Genomic DNA, 19782 nt, shown 5'->3' on the forward strand with positions numbered 1-19782 from the left:
CTCGTTACGCTTCATTTTCATCACCTCCTTTTAATTAGATAAATTGTAACTTAATTACATAATTGATTATAATAGACTTTTCTGAATATTTCAATCATTTTCACTATTTTTTGTAAGGACTATTGTTTTATATACAATTTACGTATGAAACTTTTGGTATAACCATGAAAATATAGACTGAACATTCACAACCAAAAGCCCTATCATTAAGATAGGGCTCTTCATTACATCTACTTACTTTTTCTCTAATAAAGCATGAATCGTTGATTCTAATAATTCTGGCAAAATGCCAAAAGAGAACGGGACGTGCAGCCGCTCTGTCCATTTGTGCGGGTCCTTTCCTAGTGGACCTACGTTGATGACTGGTACGTAAAGGGCTTCCTTTTCTCCTTGCGGTAAAGAATAGCCTTTTTGGTAAAGCGGCATATTGGTTGTATAATGACCTACTTCCTGCTTTTCGAGCTGTAAGTAACTTAAATCAGACAATCCCGGGAAATATTTCACTTCCTCTACTTCAAGTCCATATACCTCTTTTGCCTCTTTTTGAATCTTCTTGAATGTCTTCTGAATATGCGCATCTTCTGTTGAGGACACCGAAGGGTAAAATGGCGGACTATAAAATAGAACAATCAGCGGTCCTTCTTCCTTACATAGCGTCGTCAGCTCCGAGACAATTTTCGTTGAAAAATCACGATCTCCAAGTTCACCTCGGTTGGCGAATGCATAGTTGACAATGCGCTCGACTTCCTGTTCACCAGAGCGTTCTGCGGCTTTTTGATACAGCTCGTGATACGTAAGAACCGTCACCTGAGTGTCAATTGGAGTAAAGTGTTTAAAGCGCTGAAAGTCCGCTGTTTTTTGCTGAAGATTGGCCTCGATTTGGTCTGCTGCTTGTTTCGCAGTTTCATAGAGAAGTCCGTGCAGTTCTTCACTTGAACGTTTCATCATGAGCACATTAAATAAAGATACGGCTGTGTGAGGTGTTTGAACGGAATAGGCTTCTTTCAAGTCCTTTTGCATTAAGTTCGTTGGAGGCGGCGTTACTTCACCATCTACTTCCTCACAATAATCACTATTGAGCTCTAACAGCCGGTTTAGTTCAGATACCATAAAATTCGCATTTAAGCCTGAGAAAGGCTCTCCTACATGTGTTTCAATCCCTTTACAGAAAAATCCGGCTAATACCTTTCCTATAATGCCTGTATACATATAATGATGTTCATCCCCTGGATACTTTTCAAACATCGGCTCACTGTTTAAACACGCGGTATAGTCAAGATCATGTTTTTCTCTAAGCTCTTTTAATTTCGGCACAGCCTCAAGCATTCCTTGTGAATTCACTTCTTCATCAGGAACTGTGACGAGCAGGACATTTCCATCAAATGTTCCTGTCATCGCTCTTTCCAGCATAGAAAGCTGTACGGAGAGACCTGCTTTCATATCCATGGCCCCTCTTCCAAACAGCCAGTCGCCTGAAGCAAGGTCCTCTCTTGCCCTCATTGGAAGAAGCTCACTTTTTTGCGAAAAGGAAGCCATTAACTCTTCAGGCTTGCATGCCATGTTTTGAAATTCGCCATAATCTTCTGTATCGACTACATCAAAGTGACTAAGAAGCAGCACGGTACGCCGCAGCGTACTGCGCTTCACAAGTGCCGTTAAATAATACCGGCCATCTTTCATCGGATGCAAAGCCAAATGATCAGGGTTCTGCTCAAAATAAGGCCGCTCCCTTAGCAAATAATATAAATATTCCGCTAACGCGACTTCTCCTGTTGTACCTGATATGCTTTCATACTGCATAAGAGCTGTCAGGAGCTCCCTTAGTTCACTCTCAGTTTGCCATTTCATCCGTTCTCCCCCTTTGATGTCTCTATCTCTCCATTATACAAAAACGTGTATAAAAGCTATATTCTTTGAGCACCTTTTATGACGAAAGTTTGAATGGCTGTTATAATCGGCTATACAATTCCATGAGGAGGCGAAGGTATTTGGAAACAAAACTCTTTTCACCTTGGACATTAAAAGGTGTTACACTGAAAAACCGCATCGTGATGTCCCCGATGTGTATGTATTCATCCTATGACCGTGATGGGAAATTACAGCCTTTCCACTTCACACATTATATTTCCCGTGCACAAGGTCAGGCTGGTCTCATCATGGTGGAAGCAAGTGCTGTATCTCCTGAGGGAAGAATTAGTGATCAAGACCTCGGTATTTGGAGCGATGAGCACATCGAAGGATTCGCTTCATTAAACGAACAAATCAAAGCGTACGGAACGAAGACAGCCATCCAGCTAGCCCATGCAGGACGTAAGGCTGAACTTGATGGAGACATTCTTGCACCATCAAGCATCCCATTTGATGAAACATCTAAAACCCCTGTCCAGATGTCTGTTGATCAAATCAAAGATACCGTTCAGGCGTTTCAGGATGCAGCTGTACGGGCAAAAAAAGCGGGTTTTGACATCATTGAAATTCATGGTGCACATGGCTATTTGATCAATGAATTTCTTTCACCGCTGGCGAACCACCGAACAGACGACTATGGCGGTTCACCAGAGAACCGTTATCGTTTCTTAAGAGAAGTCGTAGACGCAGTCAACGCCGTATGGGACGGACCTTTATTTGTCCGTGTGTCAGCTTCTGATTACACGACAAAAGGACTTGATATTGCAGATTATATTGGGATTGCCACTTGGCTCAAAGAGCAAGGTGTCGACTTAATTGATGTCAGCTCAGGTGCTGTCGTGCAGGCGAAAATCAACACATTCCCTGGCTACCAAGTAACATTCGCAGAGAAAATAAAAGAAGGTGCCGGCATTCAAACAGCAGCTGTCGGTCTGATTACATCTGGTATACAGGCAGAGGAGATTTTACAAAATCAGCGTGCGGATTTGATCTTTATTGGCAGAGAATTTTTACGGGATCCATACTTCCCGAAAACAGCTGCTCAAGAGCTCCGTACATCCATCGAAAGCCCGCGTCAATATGATCGCGCTTGGTAAAAGCTCTTAGGAAAAAAGGTGTCTATTTTTCGAAATAGGCATCTTTTTTGTTTTTAAGAGAAACATATCTGCCTTTTGTGCCGTCTTTTAGCTAAAGAACCACTTAGAGGAGATGGAAGAATGAATTCGGCAATGATTGAAAAAATGTATCATATAGATGGACACCACTTTTATACAAAGCATCGTCAAGGCAAAAGGCAAGCCACGATTATCTTTGAAGCAGGCTACGGCATTTCTAGTGATACGTGGTCAAATATGGCACGTGATATTGACCCAGAGCTTGGGGTTTTCTTATACGACCGTTTAGGAACTGGAAAGAGCAGTGAAAGCGGTGAAGGAAGAACCTTGCATGACCTCGCTGATGATTTAGATGCACTGCTGAAAGAAGCCAATATTCAGCCGCCATTTCTTATTGTCGCTCACTCATTTGGCTCTCTTGTCAGCCGGCTATGGGCAAGCCGCAGAGGAGATGATGTCATCGGTATGGTGCTGTTAGACCCGGCAAGTGAGGAGCAAGAGCAGGTGATCCTGCCGCTTTTATCAAAGGAAGAACGCACTTCATATATGGCGCAGTTTACAGCAGAATGTACGCATGAGGACTTTCAGCAAATGCTAAGCACAATCAAAGAGGAGCAAACCCATTATGGAATGATGCCGCTTCTTGTCATTTCATCAGGTAAGAGTCGATTGTTTCACCCAGCTCATGAAGCTTGGCTCAGACTTCATAAACGCATGCTGTCTTTGTCATCCCAAAGCGGATGGATTCAGGCGCAAAACAGCTCGCACTATATTCATCATGATGAACCGCATATTGTGCAGCTTGCTATCTATGATGTATGGTGCGCAGCCAAACAACCTGTCTCCTATTATCAAACTGCTAATTAAAATAAAAAACTCCTTGACCCGTTATGAGTCAAGGAGTTTCTTTTATTTATGCCGTTGGAGCAGATTGACTTTTTTTAGAAAGCAGCTTTTCAATACTGACAAGCTGAACACATAATGTAAAGATGTCAATCGCTTGCTCTAGTTCTTCAAGAGCCGGGAATGTTGGTGCAATGCGAATGTTACGATCAAGCGGATCTTTTCCATATGGGTATGTTGCACCTGCACCTGTCATTGTGACACCTGCTTCTTTTGCTTTCTGCACAACAGCTTTTGCACAATGATCAAGTGTATTTAAACTAATGAAATATCCGCCATTTGGCTTGTGCCATTCAGCAATGTCTTTCCCGCCAAGTTTTTCGTCAAGAATGGAAAGAACGAGATCAAATTTTGGCTTAATGATCGCCGCATGCTTTTTCATATGTTCCTTCAAACCTTCTGGATTTTGGAAGAATCGAAGATGTCTTAGTTGATTAATTTTGTCTGGTCCGATCGTTTGAATCGATAATTGCTTTTGAGTGAAGCTTACATTGTCAGGGCTAGACGCCATCAGTGCAACACCTGAGCCTGGGAATGTAATTTTAGACGTAGACGCAAACATAAACACACGGTTCGGGTATCCTGCCTCTTCAATTGCTTGAAAAATATCTTTTAACGTATCAGGTGTATCCGTTAGATGGTGGACTGCATATGCATCATCCCAAAAAATGCGGAAGTCGTCTGCTTTTGTTTTCATTGAAGCTAGGCGGTCAACGACTTCATCTGAATACGTAATGCCGTCTGGATTGCTATATTTCGGTACACACCAAATGCCTTTAATCGCTTCATCTTCTGCGACCAATTTTTCTACCTGATCCATATCAGGTCCATCAGCCTTCATATCGACCGTGATCATCTCTATGTTAAATAGCTCACAAATGGCAAAATGACGGTCATACCCTGGGCTTGGTGCAAGGAATTTTACCTTTGGCAGCTCTCCCCAAGGTGTTTTGCTGTCACATACGCCGTGAGTCATCGCACGTGCAATGGTATCATGCATCATATTCAGGCTTGAATTACCGCCGATGATGATTTGTTCTGGCTTTAAATTGAGTACTTCTGCAAAAAATTTCTTCGTTTCAGGAAGGCCTGTCAAGCCGCCATAGTTTCGCACATCTGTGCCATCTTCAGCTGTCATTGCATCCTTTGATGTCACAACATCGAGCATGCCCATAGACAAATCGAGCTGTTTTGGTGAAGGCTTCCCTCTAGACATGTCTAAGTGCAAGTTTTTACTTTTGTAAGTTTCATACTCATTTTGTAGTGCCACATATAGGTCATTCAATTCTGCTTCACTTAATGCTGTAAAACCGCTCATTTTTGATTGTGCCTCCCGTATTCTTCATAGTTTAATTCGTCATTTGTTTTTTCTTCACCATTTTACCACTACCTGAAAAAGAGCGTCATCATAAATATCAAAAAAATCACACAACTTTTTTTGACGATTCATCCAATTTTTACAGGGTGCGTTCAATGGGGAAAGAAGAGAAATCATGTGCAGCTTCGGTCAGCGGGAATATATCGCGGGCTTCTTTCAACAGTTGTTTCAGTGCCTCTTCTCCTTGGTAACGTGCACTTATATGGGTCAAAATGAGCCTTTTTGCGCCTGCTTCCTGTGCTGTTTTCGCTGCTTGTTCTGTTGTACTGTGATAATAATTGTAGGCTAAATCTGCATCTTCTTTACCGAATGTTGCTTCATGGACTAACACATCCGCATTTTTGGCAAGCCTTGTTATATTCTCGCACAAACGGGTATCTCCTGAAAATGCAACGATTCTCCCTTTTTTAGGGGGTTCCAAATAATCGGTTCCATCAATGGTTCTTCCATCTTCGAGTGTCACGGTTTCCCCATTTTTCAACTTCTGATACAATGGTCCAGGTTTTACACCGATTTCTTTTAGGTCTTCGGCTTTTAATGAACCAGGCATATCTTTTTCCACAACCCGATAGCCGTAAGCTGGAATCCCGTGAGAGACTCTTCTTGCTTCTACTTGAAAGGTATCGTCTTCAAACACGATCCCTTCATCTATTTCTATGATATGCAGCGGATATGTCAAATGCGTTTGTGTAGCTGAAAGTGCTGCGTTCACAAAGGCTTTAATGCCCTTTGGTCCATAGATCGTCAATTCCCCCTCCCCGCCTTGAAAGGATCTGCTGCCAAGGAGTCCCGGAAGGCCATATACATGATCACCGTGCATATGTGTGATAAATATTTTCTCGATCTTTCTCGGTTTAATCGTTGTATGTAAGATTTGGTGCTGCGTTGCTTCTCCGCAATCAAAAAGCCACACTGCATTTCTTTCTTCTAAAAGCTTTAGCGCTGTGCAAGTGACGTTTCTTGTTTTGGCAGGAATGCCTGCACCTGTTCCTAAAAAGAGCAGTTCCATTACTTTTCCTCCTAAAGCCGGTATACAATATCTTCATTCATATAGAATACATGAAGACAAGGTAAATGTGAATTCAGCGGAATTTTTGAAAAAAGTGAAACGAGAGCAGAAAAAGTCGAATCAAATGTTTGCTTTACGAACAATGAAGCTTTAAAATAAAGAAAATGTACATACATTCTCGGTTTTTACAACAATGCTACGAATAAAGTGAGGTACTTCTCGTGAATACAGAAACTAACAACCCTAAAGCAGTCATTGTCATTTTTGGCGCAACAGGAGACCTTGCCAAACGCAAGCTCTACCCTTCTATACATAGACTTTATCATAGCGGAAAGCTAGGTGATCAATTCGCTGTTGTCGGAGTTGGACGCCGTCCGTGGTCTCATGAGGACCTCAGAGCTGTGGTGAAGGAATCTGTTTCTTCTGATGATGCAGAAGCGAAAACAGAGGAATTCATTTCACATTTCTATTATCACGATTTTGACGTATCAAGCCCTGCTTCCTATCAATCGCTTAACACGCTTTTAACAGGCCTTGAAGATACGTACAGTATTCCAAATAACCGCATGTTCTATTTAGCTATGGCACCGGAATTCTTCGGAACGATTGCGAAGTTCCTAAAGAGTGAGGGCGTATCAGAAACAACCGGCTGGTCACGACTTGTCATTGAAAAGCCATTTGGGCATGATCTGCCAAGTGCCAAAACTTTAAATGAAGAAATTCGTGATGCATTCACAGAAGATCAAATTTATCGTATTGACCACTACCTTGGTAAACAAATGGTTCAAAACATTGAGGTCATCCGCTTTGCGAATGCCATCTTTGAACCGCTTTGGACAAACCGCTATATCTCAAACATTCAAATTACATCCAGTGAGTCATTAGGGGTTGAAGACCGGGCTCGATATTACGAAAATTCTGGTGCACTAAGAGATATGGTCCAAAACCATATGCTTCAAATGGTTGCCCTTTTAGCAATGGAGCCGCCAATTAAACTCAATACAGAGGAAATCCGCAGCGAAAAACGGAAAGTATTGCGCGCTCTTCGTCCTTTTTCTAAAGATGAGGTCGATCAATTCTTTGTCCGTGGACAGTATGATACTGGTACGATTGATGGCAGCGAGGTTCCTTCTTATCTGAAAGAGCAAAATGTTGACCCGAACTCAAACACAGAAACATTTGTGGCAGGGAAACTGCTGATTGATAACTTTAGATGGGCCGGGGTGCCATTTTACATTCGGACAGGAAAACGGTTAGAAAAGAAATCTACTCAAATCGTAGTTCAATTTAAAGACATTCCAATGAACCTGTACTATGGAAACGGGAATGCCATGCATCCAAACTTACTTGTCATTCACATTCAGCCAGATGAAGGCATCACCCTTCACCTGAATGCTCGCAAGCTGGATGGCGGAACGTATGCGAAACCGATTAAGCTCGACTACCAAACAAACTATAACGACATCATGAATACACCCGAAGCATATGAAAAGCTGATTCATGACTGCTTGCTAGGTGATGCGACAAACTTTGCTCACTGGGACGAGGTGGCACTTTCTTGGAACTTCGTTGATCCGATTTCTGAGAAATGGGCAGAAAGCAAAACATTAAAACCAAACTATCCTGCTGGTTCTATGGGACCGAAAGAAGCTGATGAGCTTCTAGAAAAAGATGGATACCATTGGTGGAATATATAAAATCATATGAAAAAAGAGCAGTCTCCCTTGGGGGTTCTGCTCTTTTTTTAACGTCCTGTTTTCGTGATTTCAACCGTTGAAAAGTCAAATTTATCATAGCGATGATGGCTAAATGAGTATTCAAACGGCTGCCCTGCGTTTAAATAAGCAACCTGCTCGACTTCAAGCACAGGATCTGTTGGGTCACACCCTAAATACTGCTGATCCAGCTGATCTGATTTAGCCGCTCTAATTTTCTTGTGCGCTCCTGCTATTTTTAAATGAAGCTGATTTGAAATGTAGCCATAGATAGAACCCAGTAGAACTTCTTCATCTATACCTTTAATGAGATTGACAGGCATAAACGTTTTTTCTAATACATAAGGCTCTTCATCCACGAGACGGAGCCGGATGATATCATAAACAGGTGTGGTTGAGTCAATAGATAGATGGGCTGCCACCTCTTCGCTTGGAAAATGGACATCAAAATGAATGATTTGAGTCGTGACGTTTTTATCCGCCATGACTTTTGTGAACCCTTTATTTTCATGGCCCGATACATTGATTGCCCCTTGATTGAGCGCTGCCTTTACAATAAATGTACCGTGGCCTCTTTTTCTAAAGAGCAGACCTTCTGCAACGAGAAGATCAAGCGCACGTTTCATTGTCATTCTGCTGCATTGAAATTCGGCGGCAAGCGAGTTTTCATCTGGAATGGGTTGATCTTCTGGATAATAGGCTGTTCCTATTCGTTTTCTGATTTCTTCTGAAATGAGTTCGTACTTCTTCATCTCACATCACCAACTGACTTGTTTTTTCATAGCGCTTTATTCTAGAAGGAAATATGGCGTTTTTTAGCCTTCCTCTCATTTTACACTAAGGGATGTGAGCTTAAAAGGTGCCAGCCATTTTTGTTTCATCCACTTACCGTCACATAAGAAAAATACTTGCTCTTTTCAAGGAAAGAGCAAGTATTTTGATTAAAAACCGTTATTCTTTGAAACGGATTGAAACCAGTATCCGCTTTTCTTAATCGTTCGTTTCCCGTCTTTTTGAAGATCAACTGAGACAAATCCATAACGATTTTTATATGCATTCGACCAGGACCAGTTGTCCATAAAGGTCCATAGATGATAGCCTTTCACATTGCTTCCTTCTTGAATGGCTTGATGCACCCATTTGAGATGCTCAGAAATAAAGTCAATGCGGTAATCGTCATGAATCATTCCTTCTTCATCCTTAAACCGCTCTTCCCCTTCGACGCCCATTCCATTTTCAGAAATAAAGCATTCAATATTATCATAGTCTGTTTGGACTTTTTTCAATATGTCGTAAATGCCCTTTTCATAGATTTCCCAGCCTCGATACACATTCATTTTTCTCCCCGGCATCTCAAAAGAATCAAAATAATGGTTCGGCATAAATGGTGCTTGAGGATGCGGCATATGCTCTTTCGCTTTCACTCTTCTTGGCTGATAATAGTTGATGCCTAGAAGATCAATCGTATTCTCTCGAATGAGCTCAAGGTCCCCTTCTTCCATACTTGGCATAAAGCCTTCTTTCTTTAAGACTTCTACTAGCTTTTCCGGGAAATGCCCCTTCACCGCAGGATCTAAGAAGGAACGGTTAAAGAAAGCATCGGCCATCTCTGCTGCTTCTACATCGCGCGGATGCTGGCTTCGCGGGTACGAAGGAGTCAGGTTTAGAATGATGCCAATCTTACCGCCTTGCTGCAGCTTTTTATAAGCCGCAATCGCCTTCGCATTTGATAAAAGTTCATGAAAACCGACCTGTACAGCCTTTTGGAAATCGACTTCGTTTGGATAATGAAAGCTATACATATATCCGCCTTCTACAGGAACAATCGGTTCGTTATGGGTAAACCATTTTTTTACTCGGTCGCCAAATAATTGGAAGCATAATGTTGCATAGCTCACATAATCGTCGACCACCTGTCTGTTCACCCAGCCGCCTTTCTCCTGCAGCGCCATTGGCATATCGAAATGGTATAGGTTCACAAATGGCTCGATATCATGTGCAATCAGTTCATTGATCACATCATTATAAAAAGACACCGCTTCTTCATTCACAGCACCTGTTCCTTCAGGTAAAAGGCGTGACCATGAAATCGACAGCCGAAATGAATTGTGGCCAATTTCTTTCATGAGACGGATATCCTCTTTATATTTTCGATAAAATTGAGATGTCACGTTCGGCCCTACGCCATCAAAAAAACGAGTCGGCTCTTGTTCAAACCAATGATCCCAAATGTGCGGTCCCTTTCCATCGCCGGGGACGCTCCCTTCTGTTTGCGTCGCAGAAGCAGAAGATCCCCACCAGAAACCTTCTGGAAATGTATATGATTGCTTATTAGTTTCCATCGACATGTATTGAGTCTCCTTCACCTTTGATGTTTGCTGCCTTCGTTTTTTCTGTTGTCGTTATTTTTTCATTTTTCACATTCATACGGTCAATAAATTTCAGGAACGGGAACCAAATGACAAACACAATCATCAGGTTAAACAACTGAAGCAGACCGCCTGCTAGTGAATTTGTTGCCATCATTCCGCTAATAAAGATCGGCACTGTCCATGGGATATTCACGCCTGTCGGCGGCGGTACAATGCCTGATGCCATCGCAAAATAAGTAATACATGTAATGACCATTGGCGCCAAAATCCACGGAATGAGAATAAGCGGATTCATGACAATCGGTAAACCGAAGATAATCGGTTCATTGACGTTAAATAATCCTGGTCCTAAGCCAAGCTTGGCTACTTGTTTTAATTGCTTACTTTTCAGGAAAATTAAAATCGTAAACACAACAGCAAGCGTCATACCGGTTCCACCCATTCCAACCGTATAGATTTCAATAAACTGCTTGCTGATAATATTAGGAACCTCACCTGTTTTTGTGTAGCTCTCTAGGTTTTGAATGGATAATGTATTCCAAATCGGATCCATGACAGAGTTGATAATAATTTGGCCGTGGAGCCCAAAGAACCAAAGAATTTGTATAAAGAAAACCGCGATCAAGGTCGGAATGATACCGCTTCCAAGACCAACAAGCGGCGCCTGAATAGCATGATAAATCAAATCATGCATATTTGTTTTGAAGCCTTGTGTAATGATGATATTAATGAACAAAAAGGTTGTAAGTGTCAAAGTAGCCGGGATCAGTGCAGCAAAAGACTTGGAAACAGCTGGCGGAACCCCTTGCGGCATATTGATCACAAATTTCTTCTGGACAAAATAACGATAAATTTCAGCAGACAAAAAGCCTGTGATCATTCCTAGGAACATCCCCTTTGCACCTAAACGATCAACTGGGATAACGCCTGCAATCGTTGCACCGCCTTCTTGTTCTAGTAAAAACGGAGTTAGAAGCAAGAAAGAGGCTAAAGCAATCACGCCGCCAAAGACAGCTTCTACATCATAGCTTTTTGATAAATAGTAGCCGATCCCAAATACAACAAACACACTCATAATGCTGATGGTCGCACTCGGTGCGATATTCAGTGCAGACTGGACGCCTTCCAGTACGGTTTTACTCATGATTTTATCTAAAAATGGCAAATTCATCAGCACAACCATAATGGAACCAAAGATGGTGAGCGGGAACGCAAGCATAAAGGCATCACGTAATACGCCTAAATAGCGGTTGTTGTTCAATCTCCCAGCAATCGGAACCAAAATGGCACTTATTTTATCAAACATTGGTTTCCCCCCCTTGTTTACACCCTTTATTGTTTAAGCGATTGGAATATCGGCAGGAGCTCTCCCACAAGCTCCTTGATGGTAATGGTCGACATTAAATGATCTTCAGCGTGCATGAGCAGTAAGGAAAAGGATGCCCTTTCTCCGCCTGCCTCTTTCTGCACGAGTTGAAAATGGATGTCATGTGCAAGCCGTAAATCTTCTTCCGCTTCTTTCATAAGACCAAAAGCTTCTTCTTCTAGACCTTCTCGATATTGTTTCAGAGCCTGAAGCAATTTGCTGCGTGCATTCCCGCTGTGTAAGATCAATTGAAAGCTCACTTGTTCCTCCGTGAGCCCTTCGAGTGTTTTCTTTTCCATCCTTTAAGATTCCCCCATCAATGTAAGTGCCTGTTCATACGCTTTTTGTCCATCGGCAAGCCCGTATGCCTGCATATCAATGACCTCTACCTCAATCCCGTATTTTGTTGCTTCTTTTTGAAGGTCTCCTTTTAAGAAGCTCATTTGCGGTCCGATTAACACAACATCTGCATTCGCCATTTCTTTTTTTGCTTGATCTTGACCAACTGCCCAAATTTCTGCTTCGTCCCCAATTGAATCGGCATGTGCTTTCATCTTTGTCACTAGTAAACTCGTAGACATTCCCGAACTGCATGCTAATAAAATACGTTTCATTTCTCTCACCCCATTGTTGTAATAAAAGCGCTTCCAATTAATATTATATATTTTTATTTTTAAATGTCTAGACATTTAATTTAATTTGTCTGTATTTAATATAAAAAAAGAGCGTATTGCACGCTCTTTGTCTTCATTGTCTTATCCTTTTCCTGCCTGGAACCCAGGATACTTTGTCATGCCGCCGTCTACATATAACGTCAGGCCTGTGACATAGCTCGCCTCTTTTGATGCCAGCCAGACAGCGCATGCTGCCACTTCTTCTGGCTTTCCAATATAGCCGATTGGAATCAGCTCAATCACGCCTTTTTTCAATGCTGGATCATCGAATTTCTCCGCATTAATCGGGGTATCAATAGCGCCTGGTGCAATGCTGTTTACACGGATTTTTTTAGGGGCATATTCAAGCGCCAATGTTTCTGTCAAAAGCTTTGCGCCTCCTTTACTAGCTGCATAATGCACAAAATGAGGCCAAGGAATTTGCTGATGAACCGACGACATATTAATGATCGAGCCTTCTATCCCATGATCTGTCATATACTTCAGTGCATCACGGCACCCTAGAAACATGCCTGTTAAATTGGTAGACATCACTTTGTTCCAATTATCCAGCGTCATTTCTGTAGAGGGTACTTCATTTTCAATGCCTGCGTTATTGATCATCACATCAAGACTGCCGAATGTATCAACGGCTTTATCAATCATCGCCTGCATATCCTCTTCCTTTGATACGTCTCCCTTGATTTTCACAGCCTGTCCGCCATGTTTTTGAATTTCTGCAATGGTATCATCCGGATTTTCTTTATCGGAGAAGTAATTGATCACCACATTGGCTTTTTCTTGTCCAAATCGGCGGGCCATCGCTTGACCAATCCCTGTACCTGCACCTGTAATCAGAACTGTTTTTCCTTCTAAATCTGGATACATTCGTGTAACCTCCTATTTTGTAAAGCCTAGCAGCACACCGCCTGCAATAATCATCAAGCAGCCTGCAATGACAAAGCTTGTTCTAGATGCTTTCTCTTTTAATAAATAAATGCCGCCTAGCGTTGAGATAACAATCCCTGTTTGTGACATCGAAAAGCTTACGGCTACGCCGATTAATGGAATGGCCAACAGCAGACCCAGATTTCCTGTTGACCAAACAAGACCGGCAATGATATTTCTAAACGTATATTTACTAAATGGGTCCTGCTTTAAACTAATCGCTAAGGATGAAAGCAGCATGCCGACGGATTGCGGGACAAGTGCAGACCAGCCATCAATATCAAACCATCTTAAAATGACGACATATCCGACGTAGCCAACGGTTGAGATGAGCAGAATAATGATCCCTTTTTTAAAATTGCCTCTGCCATTCCCGCCGCCATTCTTTTTTTGACCGAGCGATGTCATCACAACACCTGCAATGATCAGTAAAATGGCGCAAGAACCAATGAGTATGACCGTCATCGTCTGCCATTCTTTGAAGACCATGACGCCAAATAGCGTTGTGCTCACAAGCTGCATGCCCGTTGATAAAGGAACCGCTTTAGACACACCGAGAAAAGCAACACTTGAAAGCTGATTCATTTGTCCAATACTCCAGAAGATGCCTGAAATGACGGAAACCGCAAAAATAAGCGGTGTCAGCTCTGGCATTTTGATGAAAAAGGCAGCAATCGAAAATAAAAACGCGCCGAGCGTAATGCCGAGGGTTTGCTGATACGCATTCCCGCCTAGTTTGACACTGATGAGAACAATACTTCCCCAAAATATCGCTGGGAGAAGTGCATATAAGATGCCCACTTCTATCCCTACTTTCTTGTCTTTTTTACATAGCATCCCTCTTTTTCGCATTTTTAGCCGAAAAGATGCAAACAAAAAAACCTTACCAAAGGTAAGGTTTTCCAGTCGTTCTTTATTTATTTCATCCATTCAGTATGGAATACGCCTTCTTTATCTGTGCGCTCATACGTATGTGCACCGAAATAGTCACGCTGTGCTTGAATTAAATTCGCTGGAAGGACAGCTGTGCGATAGCTATCAAAGTAAGCAAGTGCACTTGAGAATGAAGGAACAGGAACTCCTTGTTCCACTGCAAGTGAAATGACTTTACGAAGTGATGATTGATAGTTTTGAGCAATATCCTTAAAGTATGGATCAAGCAATAGGTTTTTCAGTTCAGGATTACGGTCATATGCTTCTTTAATTTGTTGTAAGAAGGCTGCACGAATAATACATCCGCCGCGGAAGATCATCGCAATTTCACCGTATTTCAAATCCCAGTTATATTCATCAGACGCTGCTTTCATTTGCGCAAAGCCTTGTGCGTAAGAGCAGATTTTACTCATGAATAGGGCTTTTCTAACTGCTTCGATCAGCTCTTGTTTATTCTCAGCTGATTGCGCTGGCTCTGGACCTTCGATCAATTGACTTGCTTCCACACGCTCATCTTTCATTGCAGAAATGTAGCGCGCAAAAACAGACTCAGTAATGATTGGAAGCGGGACACCTAGATCAAGTGAGCTTTTGCTTGTCCATTTTCCAGTTCCTTTTTGACCAGCTTTATCTAAGATCACATCCACAAGCGGCTGGTTTGTTTCTTCATCCACTTTTGTGAAAATGTCAGCTGTAATTTCGATTAAATAGCTGTCAAGCTCGCCTTTATTCCACTCTGAGAATACTTCATGAAGCTCCCCTGCTGACAAACCAGCAACATGCTTCAAGATAAAGTATGATTCAGAGATCAATTGCATATCTCCGTACTCGATACCGTTATGAACCATTTTGACATAATGTCCTGCTCCATCTGGGCCGATATACGTTGTACAAGGCTCGCCATCTACTTTCGCAGAGATCGCTTCTAAGATTGGTTTCACTAGCTCATGCGCTTCTTTTTGACCGCCTGGCATGATGGAAGGACCTTTTAGCGCGCCTTCTTCACCGCCGGAAACACCTGTACCAATGAAGTGAATACCACTCTCTGCAAGCTCTTGGTTACGTCTTTGTGTATCCTTGTAATATGTATTTCCACCATCAATTAAAATGTCACCTTTCTCTAGGTGAGGAAGTAATGATTGAATGGTTGCATCTGTTGCTGCACCAGCTTTTACCATTAAAAGAATTTTACGCGGTGTTTCAAGCGACTGAACAAATTCTTCGATGCTGTATGTGCCAACAACGTTTTTTCCTTCTGCTTCTTGAAGAAACTCTTCTGTTTTGCTGCTAGATCTGTTATAAACGGATACGGAGAAACCGCGGCTTTCAATATTGAGGGCAAGGTTTTTCCCCATAACGGCTAGTCCAACCACACCGATTTGTTGTTTTGACATAATTCTGACGTCCCTTCTAACACACTATATTGATTACTGCTGAAATGATGTACCCTTTGAAATTACCACAACATCACCTCTTTTATCAAGTTTTCAGGCTAGTCATTTCCTCTTTCGTCCTGAAAAAAATCTTTATTAAAACTTGTCCCGCTTGTTTTGCTCTCTTTTTCCTTAATGGTGATCCCTCTTTGCACCAATGACTTTCCATATTTTTCTTTCAGTCCATCTAAAATGGTTTGGAGGGGCTCTTCTTTTGCATCTTCTGTATATGAAAATAAATCAAGCTGTTTAACAGCTGCTTTTCGTTCGACAAGGTCTGTCCCCGTCACACCTAAGAGCCTCACTGGCTGGTCATTCCAATGTTTAAGGAATAACTGCTTTGCTGCTTCAAATATATCTTCCTTTCGATCCGTTGGATTTGTGAGCATGACACTTCGCGTGATATTTTTCCAGCTTGCATACCGAATCATGATGAGCAGCCGGTTCGCCATTACTTCTTTTCTCCGTAACCTTGCACTCACAGATTGTGACAGCTTATCAATTAACGTGACAAGTTCATCTGAATCATCCGAATCATGAGGCAGAGTGGATGAATTGCCGACGGATTTAAATTCGTATATTCTTTCTGGGTCTACGATACCGTCATGTTCACCATTCGCCTTTTGCTTTAATCTCGGTCCATTAATGCCAAGCAATTCTTTTAGCGTATACTCATTCGCTTTCGCTAAGTCTTCAATGGTATGAATTCCGATCTTTTTCAATTTATCTGCCGTTTTTTGTCCAACCCCGTGCATGTCACCAGCAGGGAGCGGCCAGAGCATGTTTGGAACATCTCGTTTACGCAATATGGTGATGCCCATTGGCTTTTTCCAATTAGACGCCATTTTCGCTAAAAATTTATTCGGTGCAATGCCGATACTTGAAGGAAGCATCAGTTCCTCTACAAGCCTTGTTTGAATATCATGAGCCGTTTTTACCGCATGCTCGGCATATGGCGTATGCGTTAAATCAATATAGCCCTCATCAATCGATACAGGTTCGACTAAATCACTGTATTCTCTTAGTATTGTAAACATCTCTTGTGAGGAGCTGCGGTACCGGTCAAAGTTCGGTGTGCGGACAATGAGTCCCGGACATAGCCGCTTCGCCTCCCACAAAGGCATCGGGGGCTTCACACCTAGTGCTCTTGCCTCGTAGCTGCACGTCACAACAATCCCTTTACGCTCTTTTGCATTTCCGCTGATGGCTAAAGGTTTCCCTCGTAAAGAAGGATCATATGCCATTTCTACATTGGCATAAAAAGCATTCATGTCTATATGAAAAATAATATTTGACATTGGCATAACCCCATTTTCTTGTCTACCTGTATTTTGATCAGCTGTTTCCTCATATATCAACCATGATGGATCCCTTTTATGCTCAATTATACATTGATTTATTTCATCTTTCCTCAAAAAAACCTTCTCTAAAAAAGAGAAGGTTCCAGATTGTTGACAAAGGGCTAAAATGATCTTGAATTTAGCCCTTTGTCTTCTTTCCAGCGTGATAGAAAACCTTGGCATCCCTAGGAAGGACGAGCATCGGAGCGCAGAACTGACACCGAATGCGAGGGTTTGTCTGCGCGCTGGGTTTCACGTTCATTTACACTTTTTCTTCAAGTATACCATGTTGATATTGAATGTCCTCATATGTGAATACTTCATTTTTTTGATGATGTAAATGTTTCACAACCGGAGTGGGCTGCTGATGAAAATTCATACTCAAACTTTGATTGGAGTAGTGTCCAGCCGGATCAATATAATACTTGTAATCAATGACTCTTTCTACATCAATTTCAGCGTAAGCAATTCCTTCCGTTTCAGCAGGAACCATATCACTGATCGGTTCTCCATCCGGCCCGTAAATGCACGTATGCCCGCTCTTAAATGTTTCAAAGTAATCTCTCTGCTCCTGCGTTAAACAAATCATCTCTTTCATTTCTTCCGTATATATAGATGATGTCATCAGCACAAATGTCTGTGTCGCGATGGCATAATATCTGCTTGAAATTTCATCGTCAAAATAACCTGGCCAAGAGGCTACATGTACTTGCTCATTTTGGGCATTCATCGCCATAAGATCAAGCGGGACTTGATGCTCCCAGCACATCAATCCGCCTAGGTTTCCAATGTCAGTTTGAAACACTGGCATCATACTTCCACTTCCATCCCCCCAAATGAGTCTTTCTGCTACAGAAGCTCTCATCTTCCGATGTTTTCCTATTAAATCTCCATTAGGATTAAACCAAAGCTGAGCTAAATAGAGAGAACCGCCATCTTTTTCACTGCATGATATACAAACGTACGTTTTATTTCTCTTTGCTGCCTCACTTATTTTTTGAATGGCTAAGCTAGGGATTTCAACCGCATTTTTATATAATTCATGATAGAACTTTCTCGTATATTCTGGATGACCAATAAAAGCAAACCAAGGATAACCGGGTAAAAATGCTTCTGGGAATGCCACAAGCTTCGCACCATTTGAAGCTGCCTCGTCAATCAGTTCACATGATTTCTCAACGGTTGCATCCAAATTTAAGTAGACAGGTGCTGCTTGTACCGCAGCTGCTCGAAACTTTGGGTAAATACTTGTCATATTCAAAACCTCCATTTCTTTTCATCCCCCTCATTATAGGATGGGAAATATGAAGTTTGGATGACATTTACTATTTAATACAAAATAAGGAATTTTATTTAATGGAGAATACACACGGTTCTGTTAGACATTTAACCATGTGTATAGTACACTGTGAGTAATGAAATGGATGTGATAATCATGATTATTGATACATTCAATGAAGTCTTTTTCCTTGTTGAATTCTTTACGATTATTCTTCCAGCGCTGACGGCCATCGGCATTGCGTTTTTACTAAAAGACTGCCGTATGAACGAACACCTTGGTGGACATCGTTTGGAAGAGTTGGACGCATCTTGCTTGAATCGAACAGACTTTCTGTTTATCATATATGATCGCATTACAACTTGGATTAGTAAAGTCATTCGAATGAAAAGATCATCTAATGATGATGAAGACCATTCGCTTCCTCTCACTAATTAAATTTTTTAATCATGAGGAGGAAACGAATTGAAACGTTTATTGACTGTTTTTACGACTTTATGTTTGATGATGATTGCGTCACCTGCATTTGCAGCGAGTGCGCAAACGAATACGAGCTCTGATGGGTTTTTCCATCATTATTTTGTTCAGCCTTTTTCTGAGCTGATCATTTGGCTTGCGAACTTTTTCCATGATGATTATGGTTTATCCATTATGTTTGTCACCTTGATTGTCCGCCTGCTGATTTTCCCGCTTTTTGCGAATCAATTTAAGAAGCAACGAGTCATGCAGGAAAAAATGGCACTGGTGAAACCTCAGATTGACCAAATACAAAGCAAATTGAAGAAAACGAAAGATCCTGAAAAACAAAAAGAACTGCAAATGGAAATGATGAAAGTATATAAAGAGAACAATGTGAACCCGCTGGCAATGGGCTGTCTGCCTATGCTGATTCAAATTCCAATTGTTCTTGGCTTTTATTCAGCGATCCGCTCAACACCTGAGATCGCAACTCATACGTTCTTATGGTTTAACTTGGGACAAACCGATTTATTGGTAGCGGTCTTTGCAGGGGCTATGTATTTCTTGCAATTTTATGTCACGCAAAAATATGCGAAGCAATCAGGCACCCAGACAGAAGCTGCGCTGAAGCAAGCGAAAGTAATGGGCATGATTTTCCCAATCATGATGCTGTTTCTTTCAATCAATGCACCCGCTGCTCTTCCTTTATACTGGATGACAAGCGGACTATTACTCACGATTCAAACGATTATTTTAAATGTCATGTACCAAAAATCAAAAACGAAAGCTGCGGCTAACGAACAAGCCAAACCAGCTGCTGAATAAAAATAAACCCCTTATCTAAGGGACTGACCCCATAAAGTGAGACAAATAAAAACACCTTTAAATTGAAAAATCGGGTATAGCATATCTGAAAACAATTTGGAGGTGTTTTTTGTATGGGAAAAAGAGTTAGTTATCCGATTAGTGTA

At 41.7% G+C, this 19782-nt stretch carries 18 protein-coding genes; 5 read left to right on the forward strand and 13 right to left on the reverse strand.

What is annotated here, in order from left to right; translation table 11 throughout:
* Positions 1–234: 234 nt before the first annotated feature.
* On the reverse strand, positions 235–1848 hold the full coding sequence (locus tag AAZR19_RS14480) for a M20/M25/M40 family metallo-hydrolase (protein ID WP_434703563.1): 1614 nt from the start codon (positions 1846–1848) through the stop codon (positions 235–237).
* A 140-nt stretch (positions 1849–1988) separates the two neighbouring features.
* Between AAZR19_RS14480 and namA the strand changes: the two genes are divergently transcribed.
* A complete protein-coding gene (gene namA, locus AAZR19_RS14485) occupies positions 1989–3005 on the forward strand; it encodes an NADPH dehydrogenase NamA (RefSeq protein WP_080769558.1) in 1017 nt (338 codons plus the stop codon).
* Positions 3006–3125: 120 nt separating this feature from the next.
* On the forward strand, positions 3126–3890 hold the full coding sequence (locus tag AAZR19_RS14490; protein ID WP_041109719.1) for an alpha/beta fold hydrolase: 765 nt from the start codon (positions 3126–3128) through the stop codon (positions 3888–3890).
* Positions 3891–3936: 46 nt separating this feature from the next.
* On the opposite strand, the gene AAZR19_RS14495 is transcribed toward AAZR19_RS14490, so the two are convergent.
* Entirely contained in the window at positions 3937–5244 is a 1308-nt protein-coding gene (locus AAZR19_RS14495; protein ID WP_076840989.1) for an aminotransferase class I/II-fold pyridoxal phosphate-dependent enzyme, read from the reverse strand.
* A gap of 139 nt (positions 5245–5383) precedes the next feature.
* The gene (gene rnz, locus AAZR19_RS14500; protein ID WP_076840988.1) at positions 5384–6313 is read right to left on the reverse strand and encodes a ribonuclease Z; all 930 of its coding nucleotides are present in this window, start codon (positions 6311–6313) and stop codon (positions 5384–5386) included.
* A 221-nt stretch (positions 6314–6534) separates the two neighbouring features.
* Between rnz and zwf the strand changes: the two genes are divergently transcribed.
* Positions 6535–8010 (forward strand): glucose-6-phosphate dehydrogenase, encoded by a 1476-nt coding sequence (gene zwf / locus AAZR19_RS14505; protein ID WP_024428033.1) that lies wholly within the window; start codon positions 6535–6537, stop codon positions 8008–8010.
* Between the two features lie 47 nt (positions 8011–8057).
* On the opposite strand, the gene AAZR19_RS14510 is transcribed toward zwf, so the two are convergent.
* From AAZR19_RS14510 to AAZR19_RS14555, 10 genes are all read right to left on the reverse strand, one after another.
* The gene (locus AAZR19_RS14510) at positions 8058–8780 is read right to left on the reverse strand and encodes a GntR family transcriptional regulator (RefSeq protein ID WP_024422902.1); all 723 of its coding nucleotides are present in this window, start codon (positions 8778–8780) and stop codon (positions 8058–8060) included.
* Positions 8781–8969: 189 nt separating this feature from the next.
* Positions 8970–10376 carry a glycoside hydrolase family 1 protein gene (locus AAZR19_RS14515; protein ID WP_434703567.1) on the reverse strand — a complete coding sequence of 469 codons (1407 nt, stop codon included), beginning with the start codon at positions 10374–10376 and terminating at the stop codon, positions 8970–8972.
* Positions 10360–11706: a PTS cellobiose transporter subunit IIC gene (celB, locus tag AAZR19_RS14520; RefSeq protein ID WP_034280299.1), complete on the reverse strand. Its 1347-nt coding sequence runs from the start codon at positions 11704–11706 to the stop codon at positions 10360–10362. Before celB ends, AAZR19_RS14515 begins: the two co-directional genes overlap by 17 nt.
* Before the next feature lie 26 nt (positions 11707–11732).
* Positions 11733–12065 (reverse strand): PTS lactose/cellobiose transporter subunit IIA, encoded by a 333-nt coding sequence (locus AAZR19_RS14525; RefSeq protein ID WP_041109730.1) that lies wholly within the window; start codon positions 12063–12065, stop codon positions 11733–11735.
* A 3-nt stretch (positions 12066–12068) separates the two neighbouring features.
* Entirely contained in the window at positions 12069–12380 is a 312-nt protein-coding gene (locus tag AAZR19_RS14530) for a PTS sugar transporter subunit IIB (protein ID WP_024422905.1), read from the reverse strand.
* Positions 12381–12521: 141 nt separating this feature from the next.
* Entirely contained in the window at positions 12522–13307 is a 786-nt protein-coding gene (locus AAZR19_RS14535; protein ID WP_034622353.1) for an SDR family oxidoreductase, read from the reverse strand.
* A gap of 12 nt (positions 13308–13319) precedes the next feature.
* The gene (locus AAZR19_RS14540; protein WP_025093008.1) at positions 13320–14168 is read right to left on the reverse strand and encodes a GRP family sugar transporter; all 849 of its coding nucleotides are present in this window, start codon (positions 14166–14168) and stop codon (positions 13320–13322) included.
* Between the two features lie 116 nt (positions 14169–14284).
* Positions 14285–15694 (reverse strand): NADP-dependent phosphogluconate dehydrogenase, encoded by a 1410-nt coding sequence (gene gndA / locus AAZR19_RS14545; protein ID WP_024428028.1) that lies wholly within the window; start codon positions 15692–15694, stop codon positions 14285–14287.
* A gap of 98 nt (positions 15695–15792) precedes the next feature.
* Complete coding sequence (locus tag AAZR19_RS14550; RefSeq protein ID WP_034280775.1) at positions 15793–17037, reverse strand: DNA polymerase IV; 1245 nt, start codon at positions 17035–17037, stop codon at positions 15793–15795.
* A gap of 298 nt (positions 17038–17335) precedes the next feature.
* On the reverse strand, positions 17336–18328 hold the full coding sequence (locus AAZR19_RS14555) for a carbon-nitrogen hydrolase family protein (RefSeq protein WP_326349573.1): 993 nt from the start codon (positions 18326–18328) through the stop codon (positions 17336–17338).
* A 180-nt stretch (positions 18329–18508) separates the two neighbouring features.
* Between AAZR19_RS14555 and AAZR19_RS14560 the strand changes: the two genes are divergently transcribed.
* Positions 18509–18790 (forward strand): hypothetical protein, encoded by a 282-nt coding sequence (locus AAZR19_RS14560; RefSeq protein ID WP_024422910.1) that lies wholly within the window; start codon positions 18509–18511, stop codon positions 18788–18790.
* Between the two features lie 27 nt (positions 18791–18817).
* Positions 18818–19636 (forward strand): membrane protein insertase YidC, encoded by an 819-nt coding sequence (locus AAZR19_RS14565; protein ID WP_025093006.1) that lies wholly within the window; start codon positions 18818–18820, stop codon positions 19634–19636.
* Positions 19637–19782 lie beyond the last annotated feature (146 nt).

The sequence above is a fragment of the Bacillus sp. Je.9.29.b genome, assembly GCF_051129925.1.
In the GTDB taxonomy this organism is placed as follows: Bacteria; Bacillota; Bacilli; order Bacillales; family Bacillaceae; genus Bacillus; species Bacillus safensis.